Annotated in this window: 14 protein-coding genes; all 14 read left to right on the top strand. The window is 66.2% G+C overall.

Going from position 1 to position 19,172, the window contains the following annotated elements; translation table 11 throughout:
- Nucleotides 1-316 precede the first annotated feature (316 nt).
- The 14 genes from mnxG to CAG18_RS03715 all read left to right on the top strand — a co-directional run bounded on the left by mnxG (nt 317) and on the right by CAG18_RS03715 (nt 19,167).
- Complete coding sequence (mnxG, locus tag CAG18_RS03780) at nt 317-6,163, top strand: manganese-oxidizing multicopper oxidase MnxG (RefSeq protein WP_085720398.1); 5,847 nt, start codon at nt 317-319, stop codon at nt 6,161-6,163.
- 20 nt (nt 6,164-6,183) lie between these two features.
- A complete protein-coding gene (locus CAG18_RS03775) occupies nt 6,184-8,160 on the top strand; it encodes a YncE family protein (RefSeq protein ID WP_085720397.1) in 1,977 nt (658 codons plus the stop codon).
- Entirely contained in the window at nt 8,157-8,813 is a 657-nt protein-coding gene (locus CAG18_RS03770) for an SCO family protein (RefSeq protein WP_085720396.1), read from the top strand. Before CAG18_RS03775 ends, CAG18_RS03770 begins: the two co-directional genes overlap by 4 nt.
- Complete coding sequence (locus tag CAG18_RS03765; protein ID WP_085720395.1) at nt 8,810-9,475, top strand: SCO family protein; 666 nt, start codon at nt 8,810-8,812, stop codon at nt 9,473-9,475. The genes CAG18_RS03770 and CAG18_RS03765 overlap by 4 nt, the downstream gene beginning before the upstream one ends.
- Before the next feature lie 152 nt (nt 9,476-9,627).
- Entirely contained in the window at nt 9,628-11,148 is a 1,521-nt protein-coding gene (locus tag CAG18_RS03760; protein ID WP_085720394.1) for an ABC transporter substrate-binding protein, read from the top strand.
- 12 nt (nt 11,149-11,160) lie between these two features.
- On the top strand, nt 11,161-11,802 hold the full coding sequence (locus CAG18_RS03755; protein WP_013972866.1) for a SurA N-terminal domain-containing protein: 642 nt from the start codon (nt 11,161-11,163) through the stop codon (nt 11,800-11,802).
- A 249-nt stretch (nt 11,803-12,051) separates the two neighbouring features.
- Nucleotides 12,052-12,585: a response regulator gene (locus CAG18_RS03750; protein ID WP_031325917.1), complete on the top strand. Its 534-nt coding sequence runs from the start codon at nt 12,052-12,054 to the stop codon at nt 12,583-12,585.
- Between the two features lie 60 nt (nt 12,586-12,645).
- On the top strand, nt 12,646-14,451 hold the full coding sequence (locus CAG18_RS03745) for a GspE/PulE family protein (RefSeq protein ID WP_232880520.1): 1,806 nt from the start codon (nt 12,646-12,648) through the stop codon (nt 14,449-14,451).
- Entirely contained in the window at nt 14,435-15,226 is a 792-nt protein-coding gene (locus CAG18_RS03740; RefSeq protein WP_085720393.1) for a hypothetical protein, read from the top strand. Before CAG18_RS03745 ends, CAG18_RS03740 begins: the two co-directional genes overlap by 17 nt.
- A gap of 1 nt (nt 15,227) precedes the next feature.
- Entirely contained in the window at nt 15,228-15,770 is a 543-nt protein-coding gene (locus CAG18_RS03735) for a PilN domain-containing protein (protein WP_085720392.1), read from the top strand.
- The gene (locus CAG18_RS03730; protein ID WP_013972861.1) at nt 15,757-16,320 is read left to right on the top strand and encodes a GspMb/PilO family protein; all 564 of its coding nucleotides are present in this window, start codon (nt 15,757-15,759) and stop codon (nt 16,318-16,320) included. Before CAG18_RS03735 ends, CAG18_RS03730 begins: the two co-directional genes overlap by 14 nt.
- Nucleotides 16,320-16,829: a hypothetical protein gene (locus CAG18_RS03725; RefSeq protein ID WP_043936184.1), complete on the top strand. Its 510-nt coding sequence runs from the start codon at nt 16,320-16,322 to the stop codon at nt 16,827-16,829. Before CAG18_RS03730 ends, CAG18_RS03725 begins: the two co-directional genes overlap by 1 nt.
- A complete protein-coding gene (locus CAG18_RS03720) occupies nt 16,826-18,691 on the top strand; it encodes a secretin N-terminal domain-containing protein (RefSeq protein WP_085720391.1) in 1,866 nt (621 codons plus the stop codon). The genes CAG18_RS03725 and CAG18_RS03720 overlap by 4 nt, the downstream gene beginning before the upstream one ends.
- Nucleotides 18,688-19,167: a type II secretion system protein gene (locus CAG18_RS03715; protein ID WP_085720390.1), complete on the top strand. Its 480-nt coding sequence runs from the start codon at nt 18,688-18,690 to the stop codon at nt 19,165-19,167. Before CAG18_RS03720 ends, CAG18_RS03715 begins: the two co-directional genes overlap by 4 nt.
- The last annotated feature ends 5 nt before the right edge of the window (nt 19,168-19,172 follow it).

Below are 19,172 nucleotides of genomic sequence, written 5' to 3'. Positions count from 1 at the left end.
GTCGCCGGAGCGACCCGAAAACGTTATCCGTGAGGTGTTTCCCCGACAACAGCGATAGTTCGGCAGCGCGCGTAGGATAATTCCCAAGCGGGTCGTTTCTGGAGTATTTGGTTTCATGTTCAGAAATGTCTTACAGCCGCTAAAAACCTCGTGACGAACACCCGCAACCCACCCCCCGTTTCGGGGAAAACCGCTGGGGAATCCTCCCCAATCTGTTTCGTTTGCCGCTGCAACCAACTGAAAATTAAAGCAATCCGCTCCTGGCATACACCTTGCTCCAGCTCCACGCAGAGATCTTGTGTCCCGGAGGTGCAGCATGTCCATGCCACTCAAAGGCCCCATCCTGTCATCACTCGTTCTGGCCTTGCTCGGCTGGGAGTCGACCAGCGAAGCCGCCGTGCAGTGCCAGCGCACCCTGGTCGCCAACGTTGTGGCGCTGGACCAGCCACTGATGTTCAACCGCCTTGGCGCGCAAAACGCCAACGGCATGATGTTCGCCCTGCGCGAGGATGTGGTGGACGACAAGATGGTCCCCCTCAGCAGCGGCGGGGCGGCGGTACCGGGCAAGGTCACCCTGCGCCCGGACAAGCGCCCGCGGCCCATCGTGCTGCGGGTGGCCGCCGGTGAATGCCTTACCGTCAACCTGACCAACCTGCTCGACTACAAGGCCAACCCCAACAAGGACGGCATCGAGGCCGAAGAGCCTGAGGGCGAAGAGGAGGGGCCGGAGCTCGAAAATGAAGCCGCCGAAGGCTTCGTCGCCGATGAACAAGTGGCCGAACGCATGGTCGGCTTCCAGGTCAACGGCATGCAGGCGGTCAACAGCATCGCCGACATTTCGGCCTACACCGGGCGTAACGGCAACTTCTTCGTCAGCCCCGGCAGCACCCGCAGCTATACCTTGTACGCCGAACGCGAAGGCGCTTTCGCCGCCACCAGCAAAGCCGCCACCTTCGGCGGCGAGGGCACTGCGGGCAACGTTGCCAACGGCCTGTTCGGCCAGGTAGTGGTAGTGCCCAAACTCGGCCGCGCCTACCGCAATACCCTCACCGAAGAAGAAATGCGCCTGGCCACCACCGGCCGTACCGCCACCGGCCAGCCGGTGATCGACTACGAAGCCCGCTACCCGCAAATGCAACCCTGGATCGCCGAAGGCAAGGCCGGCAAGCCGATCATTGCCATGGTCGACGGCAACCAGATCATCAACAGCGAAACCGATGCCATCGTCATGGGCCCCAACCCCGATGGCAGCTTCCCCAAATCCACCTACCCGCTGGAAAGCCTGGGCAAGCGCAACCCGGCGTTGCCCAACCGCCTGGAGGCGTTCCGTGACTTCGCCTCGCAGTTCGCCGACGAGGTCGCCGGCACCCAGGCGTTCCCTGGCTACTGGGCCGACCCGGTGATGGGCCATGTACTGGAACCCACCCGCGACTCGTTCATGATCAACTACGGTTCCGGTGGCATGGGCGCGGAAGTGGTGGCCAACCGCCTGGGCGTGGGGCCGATGCACGACTGCCTGTCGTGCGCCTATGAGGAGTTCTTCCTCAGTGCGCACACTGTCGGTGACGTCGGTACCCTGGTGGACGTGCCGGCCAACGTCGGCCTGGAGCACATTCGCCCTGGCGAGGTGCCACCGGCCAGCGCCGTCGGGGTCAAGGCCAGCATGGCCCTGTTCCCGGCGGAACCGGCCAACGTGCACCACAGCTACATTGGTGACTTCACCAAGTTCCGCAACACCCACAACGGCCATGAACAGCACATTTTCCACCTGCACGGCCACCAGTGGCTGTTCAACCCCAATGACGACAATTCCGACTACATCGATGCCCAGGGCATCGGCGCGGGGGTCGGCTACACCTACGAAATCGCCAACGGCGGTGCGGGCAACCGCAACCGGGTCGCGGGCGATGCCATTTACCATTGCCACTTCTACCCGCACTTCGCCCAGGGCATGTGGGCCATGTGGCGGGTGCACGACGTGTTCGAGGAAGGCACCCGCCTGGAAGTGAGCGGGCAGGGCGAGAACGGCTTCCACAGCACCCCGTTCGCCCTGCGCAGCGGCAAGCCGGCGGTTGGCGCGCGGGCCTTGCCCGATGGCGAGATCGTTGCGGGTACGCCGATCCCGGCCATCGTGCCGCTGCCCGGCAAGGCCATGGCGCCGATGCCAGGCAAGGTGGTGGTGGTACCGAAGCTGTCCGAAGAGCTGGTTGCCGCCAATGACGACGACGAGCCCGAAGAAGAAGAGGATGAAGAACCAGCCGACCAGGAGCCGGTTCGCAAGGCCATCGGCTCGCTGGCGCTGGTCGACCGCAGTGACGCCAACCGCAACGCCGACGGCACCTTGAAAAACCCTGGCTATCCGTTCTGGATCGGCGGCATGGAAAGCAGCGTGGGCAACCGCCCACCAACCCCGCCACTGGACATGCTCGACCCGGCCATGGCACGCCAGCTCAAGGAAAGCGGCAAGGCGCTGTGGGCCAACCTTGACCCGAACCAGGTCGATGGCTGGGATGGCGGCCTTGGCCGCCACGCGCTGGACGGCGTATCTGCCGGCGGCGAGGCCGAAACCACCACCACCAAGCTCGATTTCACCAAGGTGGTACACAAGGCCAAGCCCATCTACCTGCCGGAAGAGGGTACCGATGTCGAGCAGGCGGCCATGCAGTTCCATGCCCAGGCCGAACACCAAAGCTTTGCCCTGATCCCCGGCAGCCAGCCGGTGGCCAAGGCGTTCCGCACCAATGGCGCCTTGCCGACTGCCGGCGCGCCGTTCTACGAGCCGTGCATGGATGACCGGGGCAAACGCCTGACCCAATCTTCCGGGGTAGGCGAGTACTTCAGCGGCGAAAGCCTTTCGGGCCTGAACTTCCGGGGCTCCTCGGCCTTCACCGCCGACCACCCACGCATCTACAAGGGCGCCAACATCCAGTTCGACGCGGTGTACAACAAGGTCGGCTACCACTTCCCGCAGGCCCGCATCATCGCCCTGTGGGAGGACGCCTGGCCGGTGATTACCAAGCAGCGCCCGCCAGAGCCACTGGTGATGCGCATGAACACCTTCGACTGCACCATGTACCAGCACACCAACCTGATCCCGAACATCTACGAGATGGACGACTACCAGGTGCGCACCCCGACCGACGTGATCGGCCAGCACATCCACCTGCCCAAGTGGGACCTGACCGCCGCCGACGGCTCGGCCAACGGCTGGAACTACGAAGACGGCATCCTCTCGCCCGGCAGCGTGGTCGAGCGGGTGCAGGCCATTCGCGCCTACAACGGCTGCACCCAAGGCGATAGCCGCGACGGCACCGCCGCCTGCCCGCAAGCCCGGCAGCACCCATACTTCGGCCGCTTCGGCCGGGCCGACTGGCTGGGCGCACGCACGGCCATGCAGCGCTGGTTCGCCGACCCGCTGGTGAACGTGTACAACGTCGACCGTGGCCTGGGCACCATCTTCACCCACGACCACCTCGGCCCATCGACCCACCAGCAGCTTGGGCTGTATGCCACCGTACTGGCCGAACCGGCCAACTCCACCTGGTACCACGCCGAAACCGGCGAGAAGCTGTACAACCCGGCCACGCGCCAGGACGGTGGCCCGACCTCGTGGCAGGCGGTGATCCAGACCGGTGACCACGATGGCGACGGCAAGAACGACAGCTACCGCGAGTTCTTCCTGGAATACAGCGACTTCCAGCACGCCTACGAGGCCGGTGTGTACGTCGGCGCCGGGCCGGACGGCATCCCCAATGCCCAGTCGTACCCGGCCACCGCCGACAGCTTCCGCTACGCCATCAACCCGCCGGTGCGCGGCAAGGCGTCGAACCTGCTGGAGGCCATCGTCGAGGAACGCGGCGGCATCAACCCGGGCTGCCCAAGCCGGCCCTGCCCGCAGGCAATCTCGGTGGATGACCCGGGCATGTTCGTCGTCAACTACCGCAACGAGCCCCTGGCCCTGCGTGTGTACGACCCGTACAAGGTCGGCCCGGACGGCAAGCGTGGCATGCAGGCCGACGGCCTGGCCGGCGACCTCAGCTATGCCTTGCAAACCCGTACCGACCGGGCGATTCCGGCCATGAACCTGGCTCCGTCGGCGATTACTTCGGCCGTGGGCCCCACCGGCGGCACCACGCTGTTCCCGCCGCACATCAACGCGGCCGGCAGCGAACCGGGCGACCCGTTTACCCCGATGCTGCGCACCTACTCCGGTGACAACGTACGCCTGCGCATGCACGCCGGCGGCCATGAAGAGGAGCACAACGTCACCTTGCATGGCGTGAAGTGGCTGCAGAACGGCACCGGCTACGGCAACAGCTCCAACTCGGGCTGGAAGTCATCGCAGATGATCGGTATTTCCGAGCAACTGGGCTTCATGGCGCCGGTGTCGATGATCTCCAGTTCGGCGGCCACCAACGGTGACTACCTGTATTCCCTGGACGCGGCCCTGGAGGGCTACTGGAACGGCATCTGGGGCATCATGCGCAACTACACCGCGCAGCGTGCCGACCTGTTCCCGCTGCCCAACAACCCGCAGCCGGTGGCCATGCGCAACACCGTCAACTTCGACGGCATCTGCCCGAAAACCACGGCCAACCCCAACGGCATCGGCAGCCGTCCCACGGTCAAGCGCAGCTACGAAATCGTCGCGGCACTGGCCAACGACATTCTCGAGAACCGCAACGGGGTCAGCATCAACGACCCGGCCGGTGTCGGCCAGCATGTCGGCGGCCCGCTCAAGGCCAATGGCGGCACCCTGGTGTTCAACAGCCGCAAGACCACCATCCCGCTGGTCAGTGGGGTAGACCCCGAAGATGGGGAACCCTTCACCATCGGTGGCCACAGCGCGCCGCTGCACGACCCGACCGCGATCCTGTACGTGCGCAAGGCCGACCTGGACGCCACCACCGGCAAGCTCAAGGCGGGCGTGCCCGTGGAGCCACTGGTGCTGCGCGCCAATGCCGGCGAGTGCATCAGCATCACCCTGGAAAACCGCCTGCCGCTGGTGATGCCGGACCTGCCCAGCACTGCGGTGATGCACAACGTAGTCAAGCGTGACCGCTTCGACAGCGAGGGTGCCACCGCCTTTGCCAACAACCTGATGCGGCCGTCCAGCCACGTGGGCCTGCATGCCCAGCTGCTGGCCTACGACATCACCAAGTCCGATGGCGCCAACGTCGGCCTCAACCCGGTGCAGACCGTAGCCCCGCGTGCCGGCACCAGTGGCGCCTGGCCGACCCGTACCTACCAGTACTATGCCGGCCACCTGGAGCGTGAAGGCAAGCCGGTGTCGCAGCTGGGCCGCACGGTGGACAACATCAATACCACGGCCATCGAGTTCGGCGGCCTCAACCTGACCCCGTCGGACTTCATCAAGCAGCCGCAGAAAGGCCTGGTGGGTGCCATGAGCATCCTGCCACAGACCGCCACCTGGACCGAGGACACCGCAACACGGGCCCAGGCCACGGTCAAGGTCACCGGCCAGCCCGACTACCGCGACTTCGTCACGGTCTGGCAGCGTGCGCTGAACATGCGCTGGGCCGACGGCCGCCCGGTGGAGGGCATCAATACCGAAGGCAACGGCGCCGCCGGCGACCCGCAGGACAACGGCAACATGGCGGTCAACTACAAGACCGAACCCCTGTGGCTGCGCTTCGGCATGGCCCCCGACTCACCCTTCGGCCGCGCCGGTGGCCTGGGCTTTGGCGATGTGCCCAATGCCCACATGGCCTACGCCAACGGCCTGGTCGGTGGCGACCCGCAAACCCCGGTGCTGTACGCCAAGCCCGGCCAGCCGGTGCGCAACCATATCGTGATGCCCAGTGGTGGCAGCCGCGGCATGGTCTACCAGCTGGATGGCCACTTGTGGCCGCTGCACAACTACCAGGCCGAGAAGAACGACGTGGACGGCTACCCGCTGAGCCTGCCTGGCATCGGCTCGGTGCGCTTCGGCTACAACCCGATGGCCATGTACATCGGTGCCCAGGAAAGCGTGCTGCCGGCCGCGCACTTCAGCTTCATGCTGCCCAGTGCCGGCGGCGCCAACGCGGTGGCGGGTGACTACCTGTTCCGCGACTACGCCGCCTACGGCAACCTCTCGGGGCTGTGGGGGATCTTGCGGGTGACCAATGAAGCGCCGCCGGCAACGGCACCGGCGCAGTGACGGTAAATGGGGGCGCGAAAATGAACAAGAAGACCCGCCTTGCATGCATGGGGGTAGCACTGGGGGCAGCGCTGATCGGCCTGGGCGTGGCCTATGAAAGCCTGTGGTGCGATCCGCGCGAGTATTTGCAGGGCTCTGCCGACCCGCAGGCCCCGCACCGGCTCAGCCGCGACGGTGTGACCGTGGAGTTCGAGGCCCGGCCGCTGGCGGGGGATGAGCTGCAGGAGGGCGGCTTCGCCAACATCCGTTTCAAGGTCAGCGACCAGGCCAGTGGCCAACCGCTGTCGGGCATGGCCCCGGGGGCGTGGCTCGACCCGACGCAGTCGGCCCCGGAGGGCGACCGCGACCAGAGCTGCAAGGCCCGTGTCGCGCTGTTCCTCAAAAGCAGCATTGGCGCCCGGCCTTTGCTCGACCTGAACAGTTACTTCCTGTTGATGATGAACAAGGACGCCAGCCTGACGGTGATCGACCCGACCGTATCGGTGGGCGGCGTGACCAGCACCATGGCCCGCATCGACCTGCCTGGGCGGCCCATGGACTGGGTAGCCACCGCTGACGACAGGCAGGTGTTCGTGTCCATTCCCGAGCGCGGCAAGGTCTCGGTGATCGACACCGAGACCTTCACCCGCGTGGCCGACCTGGACGCTGGCGACCAGCCGCTGCGCGTGGCCCTGCAACCGGACCAGCACCGGCTTTGGGTAGGCAACAACAGCAGCGACCCGGCCAAGGGCGGGGTAACGGTGATAGACGTACCGGGGCGCAACACCCTGAAAACCTTCAACACCGGCGGCGGCCACCACGAAATCGCCTTCAGTGGTGACTCCCGCTACGCCTATGTCAGCAACCGCGACAGCGGCACCCTGAGCGTGATCGACATCCCGGAAATGCGCCTGGCCAAGACCATCAAGGTTGGCCCGCACCCGCTGTCGGTCAGCTATTCGGCGTTGTCCCAGGCGGTGTACGTGGTCGATGGCGAGGAGGGCAGCGTGCGCGTGTTCGATGCCCGCAACCACCAGCTACGCCACACGGTCCAGGCCGAGCAGGGCCTGGGGCCGATGCGTTTCAGCAGCGATGGCCGCTATGGCATCGTGCTCAACACCCTGGAGAACCAGGCCCTGGTGATCGACGCCAGTACCGACAAGCTGATCCACCGGATCCCGGTGGCGGCCGAACCGTATCAGCTGACTTTCACCAAGGGCTATGCCTACGTGCGCGGCCTGGCTTCACCGAAGGTGAGCATGATCAACCTGGCCAGCCTGGGCGAAGGGCGTTCGCCGATCATCCAGGGCTTCGAGGCCGGCCCGGCGGCGCCACGTCAGGCTGGCGACCTGCCGCTGGCTCAGGGGCTGTCGGTGTCGCGCGATGACAATTCGGTGTTCGTGGTCAACCCGGTGGACAACACCACCTACTTCTACGCCGAAGGCATGAACGCACCGATGTCCGGCTACAACAACCGTGGCCACCAGGCCCGTGCCGCCATCGTCGTCGACCGCAGCCTGCGCGAACTGGCGCCGGGCGTGTATGGCTCGACGGTGAAGATGCCCGCCGCCGGCAAGTTCGACGTGGCCTTTTTGCTCAACCAGCCGCAGATCATCCACTGCTTCAGCACCGATGTGGTCGCAGCGCCAAATGCCGGCAAGCGCAAGGGCGCGCATGCCGAGTTCATCGGCCTGGACCGGCCGTTGTCGCAGCACAGCGCTGTGACCGCACGGGTGCGCATCGTCGGCGACGACGGCCTGCCGCGCCTGGGCCTGAGCGACCTGAGCCTGCGCTACTTCCTGGCGCCTTCGTCGATGCCACGCAACCTGCAGCTGGAGGAGGTGGGCGAGGGCATCTATCAGGCAGCGCTGAGCCTGCCCGAAGCTGGTGCCTGGTACCTGCACGTGCAGTCGCCGTCGCTGGGGCGCAAGTTCGCCGAAGAAAACTACACCAGCCTGCGCGTGCTGCCGGCCGCAACGTCCACCGTTTCCGATAATGACGTGAGGAATCTGCGATGAACGCCAAGCATGCTTGCAAACTGTTGGCCCTGAGCCTGGCTTTTGCCGGCAACCTGGCCCTGGCCCATGGCGGCCACGACCACAACGGCCACTCCGAACAGCCGCCGGCGGCGCGCCAGGAAAAGGCCAGCGTGCGCTTTGCCGATGTCTCGCTGCTGAACCAGGACGGCATGCCGGTACGCCTGGAAAAAGACCTGGTAGGCGACCACCTGGTGGTCATGGGCTTTATCTACACCAGCTGCACCACGGTGTGCCCGGTGGTGTCGTCGATCATGGGCAAGGTCCAGCAGCAACTGGGTGGCCGGGTGGGGCAAGACATTCACCTGGTATCGATCAGCGTCGACCCGCAACGTGACGACGCCAAGCGCCTGCAGGACTACGCCAAGGCCTTCCAGAAGGGGCCGGGCTGGAGCTGGCTGACCGGCACGCCATATGCCATCAGCGAAACCCTCAAGGGCCTGGGCAGCTTCAGCGCCGACCTCAGCCAGCACCCGCCACTGATCCTGGTGGGGGACGGGCGCACCGGCCACTGGACGCGCTACTACGGCTTCACCGACCCGGCAGTGCTGATCGACGAAATCAACCGCCTAGGCGCCCGCCGGGTGCATGCCAAGAGCACGGCGATTGCCGACCATCACGAGGTGCAACCATGAGCCTGGTAAGCTCCCGTCGCGCAGGCATGCGCGGTTTTGACTGGCTGATGCTGGGTGGCTGCCTGTGGATCCTCGCCTCGGTGGCGTTCGCCCATGAAGGCCATGCCCCGCAGGCGCCAGAACCGCAGCCGGCACCGCAGGCGATGACCAGTGGCGGCGGTACCCGCGATGCCCAGGCCTGGTTCACCGACACCGTGCTCAAGGACCAGAATGGCCGCGAGCTGCGCTTCTACAGCGATGTGCTCAAGGACAAGGTGGTGATGCTCAACGTGATCTTCACCCATTGCACCGACGCCTGCCCGCTGATTACCCGCAAGTTGCGCGAAGTGCGCGAGACCATGGGGCCGCAGCTGGCCAGCCAGGTGACCTTCGTGTCGATCAGCAGCGACCCGCTCAATGACACCCCCGAAGTGCTCAAGGCGTTTGCCGGGAAGCAGGGCGTGGATGGGCCCAACTGGTTGTTCCTGACCGGTGACAAGGCCAATGTCGATTTGGTGCTCGGGCGCATCGGCCAGTTCCTGCCCAGCCCCGAGCAGCATTCGACACAGCTGATTGCCGGCGATGTGGCCGGCAAGCGCTGGAGCAAGATCCGCCCGGATGCACCGCCGGCGGCGATTGCCCAGCGCATGCAGTTGCTGGCACTGCCTTTGGCAGGGCGGTGAGTATCATGAATGCCTTTGCGGCCTTGTGCTGTTGCTGCCGGCCTCATCGCCGGCAAGCCGGCTCCCACAGGTATGACACTGCCTTCAGGCACGTTGCGATTACTGTGGGAGCTGGCTTGCCGGCGATGAGGCCTGAGCAGGCTGGAAAAGCCATGAGCACAACCCTGGTTGTGCTTGTGAGCCTGATGTTTTGTGCTCCGGCTTTTGCCCTGGACCTCACCGCCAACGAACAAGCCGGCAAACACCTCTACCGCCAGGGCGTCTCCAGCAGCGACGCACAACTGCAAGCCCGGGTCGGTGCCAGCGACATGATGGTCCCCGCCAGCGTGCTGCCCTGTGCCAGCTGCCACGGCAACGATGGCCGCGGCCGTGCCGAAGGGGGCGTACGCCCGCCCAGCCTCGACTGGCAGCGCCTGGCGCAAGGCCAGGGCGAACGCGAGGTCAACGGCCGCCGCTATCCGGCCTACAGCGACAGCAGCCTGGCCCGGGCGATTCAGCACGGCGTCGACCCGGCAGGCAATCGCCTGGACCCGGCCATGCCGCGCTTCGACCTCACCTTGGCCGACCAGCGCAACCTCACGGCCTACCTCAAGCGCCTGGCCCAGGAGCGCGACCCCGGCGTGGAGGAGGGCGTGCTGCGCCTGGGGACCTTGCTGCCGGCATCCGGCCCGCTGACCGAGGCCGGGCAGGTGGTGCGTGCGGTGCTGGAAGACGGCCTGACGCAACTCAACCAGCAGGGTGGCATCCACGGGCGACGCCTGGAACTGGTGGTGCTCGACCCGGGATCCGACCCGGCCAGCGCCGAACGGGCGCTGAAGCAGTTGCTGGAGCAGGAGCAGGTGTTCGCCCTGATCGCGCCATTGGCACCCATGCTCGACCAGCGCCTGGCAACCTTGCTGGCGCCCCACAATGTACCGCTGATCGGCAGTACCCCACGCAGCGGCGGCAGCCCACAGATTTTTGACCCGTTGCCCGGCTTGCCCGCGCAATTGCTGAGCCTGGCCGGCCACGCCCGCGCGGCACTGGGGCTGGCTGCCAACGACCTGCGTGTGGTGTATGCCGGCAATGAACAAGCGGCGTTGGCCGAACAGGTGCGCGAACGCCTTCAGCAGCAAGGCTGGTCACCACCTGCGGCCCAGGCCTTTGCTGGCCAGGCCGTGGACGGGCAGGGCATTGTCTTCCTCGGCCGTGCCCAGGCCTTTGCCGAACTGGCTTCGGCGCTGCAGTCAGCCGGCCGCCAGCCGTACCTGTTTGCCGCCTCCAGCCAGGTGACCGGCGCCGTGGCGCGCTTGCCCGAGTTCTGGTCGCAACGGGTGTTCCTGGCTTATCCCTACGTGCCTGGGGACTGGACCGAACAGGGCCAGGCGATTCTGGCCGGCCTGCAGCAGCGTCAGGGCCTCGACCCTCGCCAGGCGTCGTTGCAGGTCAACACCCTGTGCGCGCTGCGCCTGCTGAGTGAAGCGTTGAAGCAGACAGGCCGCGACACCAGCCGCGAGCAGCTGATTGCCGCGCTGGAAGGCCTGCATGATGTGTCCACCGGCCTGACCCCGGCCCTGGGCTTCGGCCCCGGTCGCCGCCAGGGCATGGCCGGTGCCCATGTGGTGGCGGTGGCCCTGCCCGGGCCGCGCTTCACCGCGGTCACCCCATACCGGCCACTGCCGGACAGCCCTTGAGCGGAGGTTGCCATGCGCGTTCTGTTGTTGTGCCTGTTGCAGGTGTTGGCCAAGGCAAGCTGGGCCGATATGCCGGCGGCGCGGGTCAATGGTGTGGAGATCGAGACGATGCGCCTGGAGCGCTATTTCAGCGAATACCTGGATGCCCAGGGCCGCGCGGTGGCCAGCATCCGCAACCCGAACCTGTACCAGCGCCTGCGCGACCAGGCACTGAATGAACTGATCGACAAGGAGCTGTTGTGGCAGGAGGCCCAGCGCCGCGGCATAGCCATCAGCGACGAGCAGGTGTCGGCGCATGTGGGCGAGGTCGAGGCCGCGCTTGGCAGCCCGGCAATCTTTGAACGGCGGCTGGCGGAAGCGGGCTTCGATAGGGCACAGTACAATGAGTACACCCGGCGCGAGCTGGCCGCGCAGCAGGTGTATGCCCAGCTCAGCGCTGTCGCCGCGCCCAGCCAGGCCGAAGTGGAGGCATTCTACGATGCCAGCCTGGAAACCCTGCAAGGAGTGCAGAAACAAAATGACGAACCTTCGGTCATACGCGAACAGGGACTGGTTCAAGCCAGGGCCACGCTCATCGGGCAGCGGGAGGCGCAGGCGCGCCAGTCCGTGCGCCAACGTTTGCGTGCGTCCGCTATCGTGGAGATTGCCGACTGAGGTGACTGATGGCGTTTCCCCAATCATGGGGAATAACGATCTGGCAGTGTGCCATCAGTTTCCCCGCATGTGGGGAACCAGGCCGGTGCGCCTGCCCGCTGCGTTACGGATGTTGATCGGTACCCCTTGGCGAATCAATGACTTACAGTGGTGCAGCATGATTTTTCACGCCTGGCACGAAGCCTGCTCAAGCCTGTACAGGGGCGCACTTCGCAGACCGGGTTACCGGGCAGTTCTTGGGAGTCGACCTTGGTGAACAGAGTATTGGTAGTCGATGACGAACAGACTCTTGCGCAGAACCTGCAAGCGTACCTGCAGGCGCAAGGCCTGGAAGTTCATGTTGCCCACGACGGTGCCAGTGGTATCGAGCAGGCTGCAAGCCTGGCACCGCAAGTGATCGTGCTGGATTACCGCTTGCCCGACATGGAGGGTTTTCAGGTTCTGGAGACCGTACGCAGGAACAGGCAGTGCCACTTCGTGCTGATTACCGCCCACCCCACCGTCGAGGTGCGTGAGCGGGCCGCCGAACTGGGTGTGAGCCATGTCCTGTTCAAGCCGTTCCCGTTGGTGGAACTGGCCCGTGCAGTCTTCGACCTGATGGGCATCGAGCGCCGGCGCAGGGCCACGGACAACCCGGCTGAAGGGTTTGTCGAACGACGCCAGAACAGGAACGAATCGTTCCCCCTGCAGTTGTACGATGGAAGCTGGGTATTGGCCGACCGCCGCCGCAACGGCGCCAAGCCCCCGGGGCCCGACGACGATCAACTGCTCACAGGGGAATAGCGGCGCCCGCACCCCTGGCCGAGCCAGCCTGCGACGCGCCCCTGAGCGGAGTCGCAGGCCATGCCAGAAGCATTCGATGCAACCCAGGACGCTCTACCGCCTGCACCGGCCTCTTCGCGGGTAAACCCGCTCCCACAGGGGCACCGCAATTCTGAAGAAATCGGCAATCCCGTGGGAGCGGGTTTACCCGCGAAAGGGCCGGCACAGGTAAAAGCATATTCTGCCTACCCCCGCGACCTACTGGCCCAGGCCCGCCTGCAAACCAGCGACGAACGCCTGCTCACCCGCCTGGAACAGCTGGCCTGCGACACCCCCGACACCTTCACCCAGCGCCTGGGCCTGACCCTGCATTACCCGGTGCTGGACAGCCACACCCTGCTGGCCAGCACCCCACGCTTCGACAAGGTCAGCCTGGCGATGTGCCTGAAGCGTGAATTCGTCCTGATCGAGCAGGGTGGCCAACTGCTGGGCGTGTTCGCCGACCCCTTCGACCACGCCCGCCTGGCCTGGATCGACGATGTGCTGCAAGGCGCACCGCTGTACCTGGCCCACGCCGCGGACCTCGCCACTTTCCTGGCCCGCCACGAAGAAAGCTTCCACGCCGTGGACGCCCTTGACCACGACGCCGAAACCAGCAGCGAAAGCGACCCGCTGCAGCGCCTGTCGCTGGCCAGCATCAGCGAAGACCAGAGCCGCGTGGTCAAGCTGGTCAACTCCACGCTGTACGACGCCCTCAAGCTGCACGCCAGCGACATCCACCTGGGCATGACCGGCCAGGGCCTGACCATCAAGTACCGCATCGACGGTGTGCTCAATGGCGCCGGCAAGGCCAGCGGCAGCGCCTTCGCCGACCAGGTGATCTCGCGCATCAAGGTGATGGCCGAGCTGGACATCGGCGAAAAACGCGTGCCCCAGGACGGCCGTTTCAAGGTTGCCGTGGGCGACCGGCAAATCGACTTCCGGGTATCGATCATGCCCAGCATCTTCGGCGAAGACGCCGTGCTGCGGGTGCTCGACAAGCAGGACCTGTCCGACCGGGTCAGCGGCGTGCAGCTGCAGGCCCTGGGCTTTGCCGAGGAAACCCTGCGCGCCCTGCGCCGCCTGGCCGCCGAACCCTACGGCATGATCCTGGTCACCGGCCCCACCGGCAGCGGCAAGACCACCACCCTGTACGCCATGATCAGCGAGATCAACCACGGCGTGGACAAGATCATCACCATCGAGGACCCGGTCGAATACCAGCTGCCTGGCGTGTTGCAGATCCCGGTCAACGAGAAGAAGGGCCTGACCTTCGCCCGCGGCCTGCGCTCGATCCTGCGCCACGACCCGGACAAGATCCTGGTCGGTGAAATCCGCGATCCGGACACCGCGCAAATCGCCGTGCAGTCGGCGCTCACCGGCCACCTGGTGTTCACCACCATCCACGCCAACAACGTGTTCGATGTGATCGGCCGTTTCAGCCAGATGCAGGTCGACCCCTACAGCTTCGTCTCCGCGCTCAATGCGGTGCTGGCCCAGCGCCTGATCCGCCTGGCCTGCCCGCACTGCGCCACGCCGTGCGAAGTCGACGACGACACCCTGTACGGCGCGGGCCTGACCCGCGAGGGCGTGGCCGGCTGGAAGTTCGTCCGCGCCCAGGGCTGCGGCCAGTGCCGTGGCAGTGGCTACCGCGGCCGCAGCGCCATCGCCGAACTGCTGCACCTGGACGACGACCTGCGGCAGATGATCGTCGAGCGTCGCCCTCTGTCGCAAATCAAGAACCTCGCCTGCCAGCGTGGCCTGCGCCTGCTGCGGGCCTCGGCCCTGGACCTGGTCCGGGATGGCCGTACCACACTCGAGGAGATCAACCGTGTCACATTCATCTGATCGTGGCGCTTACAGATACAGTGCCGTACTCGGTGCCGAAGGTGTGGGCCTGGGTAGCTGGCACGCCAATCACCACCAATGGCTGGGCAGCCGCGACTTTACCTGCGATGCCGCCCAACCGGCCTGGGAGGCCGCCGTCGACGCCCTGGCCATGCTGCTGGCCGAGCATGCCGTGCGCGGTGCCCAGTTGCGGGTACTGCTGTCGGCCCGGTACAGCCGCTTCTGCCTGGTGCCCTGGAGTGATGCCATCAGCCACCCGCGCGAGCTGGACGCCTACGCCCGGGCCTGTTTCGAAAACCTCTACGGGCAGCCGCTGGACGACTGGCGCATCGTGCTGTCGCCCGAGCCGGCCGGTGCCGCGCGCATCGCCACGGCGTTGCCCGAAGCCCTGCTGCAGCGGCTGCAGGCGCTGGGCCGGGAAAGCCACCTGAGCCTGCGCTCGGTACAGCCGTACCTGATGGCCGCTTACAACCGCTGCTCGGCGCAGCTGGGGCAGGGCGACTTCCTGTTCGTCCTGGCCGAACCGCGCCGCAGCGTGCTGCTGCTGGCTGCCGGCGGGGCCTGGCAGCAAGTGCTGACGCAAGGTTGTGCCGACAGTGACCAGGCCCTGCAAGCACTGATCGAGCGCACCTGCGAGCTGTACGGCGAGCACCTGCCACGGGTCTACCTGCATGCCCCGGGTCGGGGTGACGTGCCGCAACTGGCGGCGGTGCAGCTGTGCCAGCCAGCCAGCGATGCCGACCCACTGTGCGCCATGTGGCGGGCGGTGGCCTGACATGCGCCGCCTCGACCTGGAATTCCAGCCCCGGCGCAGCAGCCCGTTGGCCTGGTCGCTGCTGGCCGTGGCGAGCGCCACCGTTGCCGGCCTGGTGCTGCTGCAACAAAGCTTGCAGGCCGAGCAGGTCGTACGGGAGGCCAGCGTGCACAGCCTGGAGCAGCAACTGGGCCGTCGCCCGGCCACTGTCGCGCCGCTGAGCAGCGCCGCCAGCCGCGAACAGGCCGAGCGCCTGGCGCAGATGCAAAGCGTCTCGCAGCAGCTGCAACGGCCCTGGCAGCAGCTGTTCGCCATGCTCGAAGCGCAGCCCCAGGACGACGTGGCGCTGCTCAGCCTGGCCCCCGACGCGCGCAAAGGCCAACTGCGCATCACCGCCGAGGCGCGCAACCTGGAAGCGATGCTGCAGTACCACCAGCGCCTGGAGGCCAGTGCCGAGCTCAGCGATGTGTCGTTGCTTAACCACGAAGTGCTGGCCGCGCAGCCCGAACACCCGGTGCGCTTCACCCTCACCGCTACCTGGGAGACCGGCCATGCGCGCCCGTGAATCGCTGAACAGCCTGATCCTCCAGGAGCGCCTGCGTCGCGTCGGCCCGGTCGGCCTGGCTGCGGTTGCGGTGGGCCTGCTGGCCGTGGGCGTGCTGTGCGCCGGGGTGTTGCCGCAATGGCAGAACCTGCGCGAGCTGCGCGCCACCGAAGCGGACGCCAGCGTGCAGGTCGAGCGGGTCAGGCGTGGCGAGCTGAAGATTGCCATCAAGCCCGAGCAGCAGGCCCTCGACAGCCTGCGCCAGCAACTGCCGGGGCAGCCCCGGGCCAGTGAGCTGATCGAGCGCCTGTACCACCTGGCCAGCGCGGAGCATATCAGCCTGGCGCGTGGCGAATATGCCCTGGGCATCGACCCCAAGACGCAACTGGCGCGCTACCAGATCGTGCTGCCGGTACGCGGCAGCTACCCGCAGATTCGCGGTTTCCTCAAGGGCCTGCTCAAGCAGTTGCCGACCCTGGTGCTGGAAGACCTGGAGCTGCAACGCAAACGCATTGGCGACAGCGAGCTCAACGCCCGCCTGCGCATGACCCTTTACCTGTCGAGGTCATGATGAACACACAACGTGCTGTCATCTGGGTTGGCTTCCTCGGCGTGAGTGCGGCGCTGGCCTGGGCGCCGGGTCATTGGTTCGGCGAGGAAGACAGTGTTGCCCCCTTCGCGGGCGCGCCCGCTCCCACAAAATCGGCGGTATCCACGGTCCCTGTGGGAGCGGGTTTACCCGCGAAAGGGCCGGAACAAGCCTCCAGGGATCTCTTCCCAACCCAGCAATGGACCAAACCCAAGGCTCTGGCCACTGTCACCGAACAACCCGTGGTCACTGCACCCGCCGTAGTCGCAGCCCCGACTGCACCGGCCCTGCCATTCCAGTTCATTGGCCGCATCGGCGACCGCGACGACCTGCAGATCTTCCTGCAGAGCGGCGAAAAACTCTACGTCGTGCGCCAGGGCGACGTGATCGAAGACACCTACCGCCTCGAGCGGGTATCGGCCAGCGAGCTGCATCTGGTCTACCTGCCTTTGCATCAGTCGCAGACTTTGTCTGTAGGGAGCGCACCATGAAGTCGTCAAAGCTGTGCAAACCGGCTCCGTTCCTGCTAGTGGCGCTGTGCGTGGCCATTGCCGGCTGCGGCTCCAGTGCGGTACGCAAGGACAGCGAACAGCTGATGAAGGAGGGCCAGTACGAAGCCGGCATCGCCAGCCTGGAAAAAGCCCTGCGCGAGGACCCGCGTGACACCGAGCTGAACATCGCCCTGGCCCACAGCCGCCAGGCCGCGGTCGAGGCGCTGCTGACCCAGGCCGACGCCGACCGCATCCGCCACGACTTCGCCAGCGCCCGCATGGGCTATGGCCGGGTGCTGACCCTGGAGCCGAACAACCGCCGCGCCCAGGAAGGCATCCGCCAGCTGGAGCTGATCCGCACCCTCGACGAGCGCGTGGCGCTGGGCCAGGCGGCGCTGCGCCAGGGCGACCTGTTCGGTGCCGAGCGCTACATGCGCGAAGTGCTGCGCCTGGACCCGCAGAACCAGAAGGGCATTGCCCTGCGCAGCGACATCGAGAACGTGCAGGCGCGCACCGCGCAACCGTTCCCGCAGCTGCGCAGCAAGCTGGAGCGGCCGGTGACCCTGGAGTTTCGCGATGCCAACCTGAAGACCATCTTCGAGGTGCTGTCCCAGGTCGCCGGCATCAACTTCATCTTCGACAAGGACATGCGCCCGGACATGAAGGCCACCATCTTCGTGCGCGAGTTGCGCATCGAGGACGCCGTGGCGCTGCTGCTGGAACAGAACCAGCTGCGGCAGAAGATCGTCAACGAAAACACCCTGATGATCTACCCCGACTCGCCGCAGAAGACCAAGGACTACCAGGAACTGGTCATGCGCACCTTCTACCTGACCAGCATCGACTCCAACACCGCGCTGAACATGGTCAAGACCATGCTCAAGACCCGCGACGTGTTCGTCGATGAGCGCCTCAACACCCTGACCATGCGCGACACCCCCGATGCCGTGCGCATGGCCGAGAAGCTGCTGCAGTCGCAGGACCAGTCCAACCCCGAGGTGGTGCTGGAAGTGGAGGTGATGGAAGTGGCCACTTCGCGCATCCTCGACCTCGGCCTGCAATGGCCCAACACCTTCGGCGTGCTGAGCTCCGACGGCCAGCCGGTAAGCGTGCTCGACCAGCTCAAGGGCATCGACTCCAGCCGCATCAGCATCGCGCCGGCACCGCAGGCCAAGATCAACGCGCAGGACAAGGACATCAACACCCTGGCCAGCCCGGTGATCCGCGTCAGCAACCGCGAGCAGGCGCGCATCCACATCGGCCAGCGGGTGCCGATCATCAGCGCCACTTCGGTGCCGTCCACCCAGGGCCCGGTGATCACCGAAAGCGTCACCTACCTGGACGTGGGCCTGAAGCTTGAGGTGCAGCCCACCGTGCACCTGAACAACGAAGTGGCGATCAAGGTAGCCCTGGAGGTGAGCAACGCCACCCCGCTGGAAGCCACCCGCCAGGGCACCATTCCGGTCCAGGTCGACACCCGCAACGCCCAGACCACCCTGCGCCTGCACGATGGCGAAACCCAGGTGCTGGCCGGCCTGGTGCGCAACGATCACAACGCCAGCGGCAACAAGATCCCGGGCCTTGGCGACATCCCTGGCCTGGGCCGGCTGTTCGGCAGCAACAAGGACGACATGAGCAAGTCGGAGCTGGTGCTGGCGATCACTCCGCGCATCGTGCGCAACCTGCCGTACCAGAGCCCGTCGGACATGGAGTTCGCCACCGGCACCGAGTCGGCCATGCAGGTGCGGCAGATGGCGCCGTTGCCGCCGGCGGATGTGCCTGGCAATGCCCCGGCCACCGATGCCCCGGTGGTGGAAAGCCAGATGGCGATCGCCCCACCCAAAGGGAGCCCGCGGCCATGATCGCGCAGCGCCGCATGCAGGGCTTCAGCCTGATCGAGGTGGTGCTGACCCTGGCACTGCTCGGGCTGCTTGCCAGCATGGCCGCGCCGCTGACCGAAACCGTGGTGCGCCGCGGCAAGGAACAGCAGCTGCGCGAGGCGCTGTACCAGATTCGCGACGCCATCGACGCCTACAAGCGCGCGTTCGATGCCGGCTACATCGAGAAGCGCCTGGACGCCAGTGGCTACCCGCCGAACCTGCAGGTGCTGGTCGACGGCGTGCGCGATGTGCGCAGCGCCAAGGGCGCCAAGTTCTACTTCCTGCGGCGCATCCCGCACGACCCGCTGGTGGCGGCCAAGGGTGAGGACGAAGGCGGGTGGGGGCTGCGCGCCTATGACAGCAGCCCCGAAAACCCGCGCGAAGGTGAAGACGTGTTCGACGTGTATTCCAAGGCCCGCGGCAAAGGCCTGAACAACATCCCCTACGGGCAATGGTGACAGCC

The sequence above is a fragment of the Pseudomonas sp. B22(2017) genome (genome assembly GCF_002113105.1).
Classification (GTDB): Bacteria; Pseudomonadota; Gammaproteobacteria; order Pseudomonadales; family Pseudomonadaceae; genus Aquipseudomonas; species Aquipseudomonas asiatica.
This window is presented reverse-complemented; position numbering and strand designations above follow the sequence as displayed.

Coding starts and splice junctions, on each gene's coding strand:
- mnxG (WP_085720398.1), top strand. CDS start 317: ATGTCCATGCCACTCAAAGGCCCCATCCTGTCATCACTCGTTCTGGCC.
- CAG18_RS03775 (WP_085720397.1), top strand. CDS start 6,184: ATGAACAAGAAGACCCGCCTTGCATGCATGGGGGTAGCACTGGGGGCA.
- CAG18_RS03770 (WP_085720396.1), top strand. CDS start 8,157: ATGAACGCCAAGCATGCTTGCAAACTGTTGGCCCTGAGCCTGGCTTTT.
- CAG18_RS03765 (WP_085720395.1), top strand. CDS start 8,810: ATGAGCCTGGTAAGCTCCCGTCGCGCAGGCATGCGCGGTTTTGACTGG.
- CAG18_RS03760 (WP_085720394.1), top strand. CDS start 9,628: ATGAGCACAACCCTGGTTGTGCTTGTGAGCCTGATGTTTTGTGCTCCG.
- CAG18_RS03755 (WP_013972866.1), top strand. CDS start 11,161: ATGCGCGTTCTGTTGTTGTGCCTGTTGCAGGTGTTGGCCAAGGCAAGC.
- CAG18_RS03745 (WP_232880520.1), top strand. CDS start 12,646: ATGCCAGAAGCATTCGATGCAACCCAGGACGCTCTACCGCCTGCACCG.
- CAG18_RS03735 (WP_085720392.1), top strand. CDS start 15,228: ATGCGCCGCCTCGACCTGGAATTCCAGCCCCGGCGCAGCAGCCCGTTG.
- CAG18_RS03730 (WP_013972861.1), top strand. CDS start 15,757: ATGCGCGCCCGTGAATCGCTGAACAGCCTGATCCTCCAGGAGCGCCTG.
- CAG18_RS03725 (WP_043936184.1), top strand. CDS start 16,320: ATGAACACACAACGTGCTGTCATCTGGGTTGGCTTCCTCGGCGTGAGT.
- CAG18_RS03720 (WP_085720391.1), top strand. CDS start 16,826: ATGAAGTCGTCAAAGCTGTGCAAACCGGCTCCGTTCCTGCTAGTGGCG.
- CAG18_RS03715 (WP_085720390.1), top strand. CDS start 18,688: ATGATCGCGCAGCGCCGCATGCAGGGCTTCAGCCTGATCGAGGTGGTG.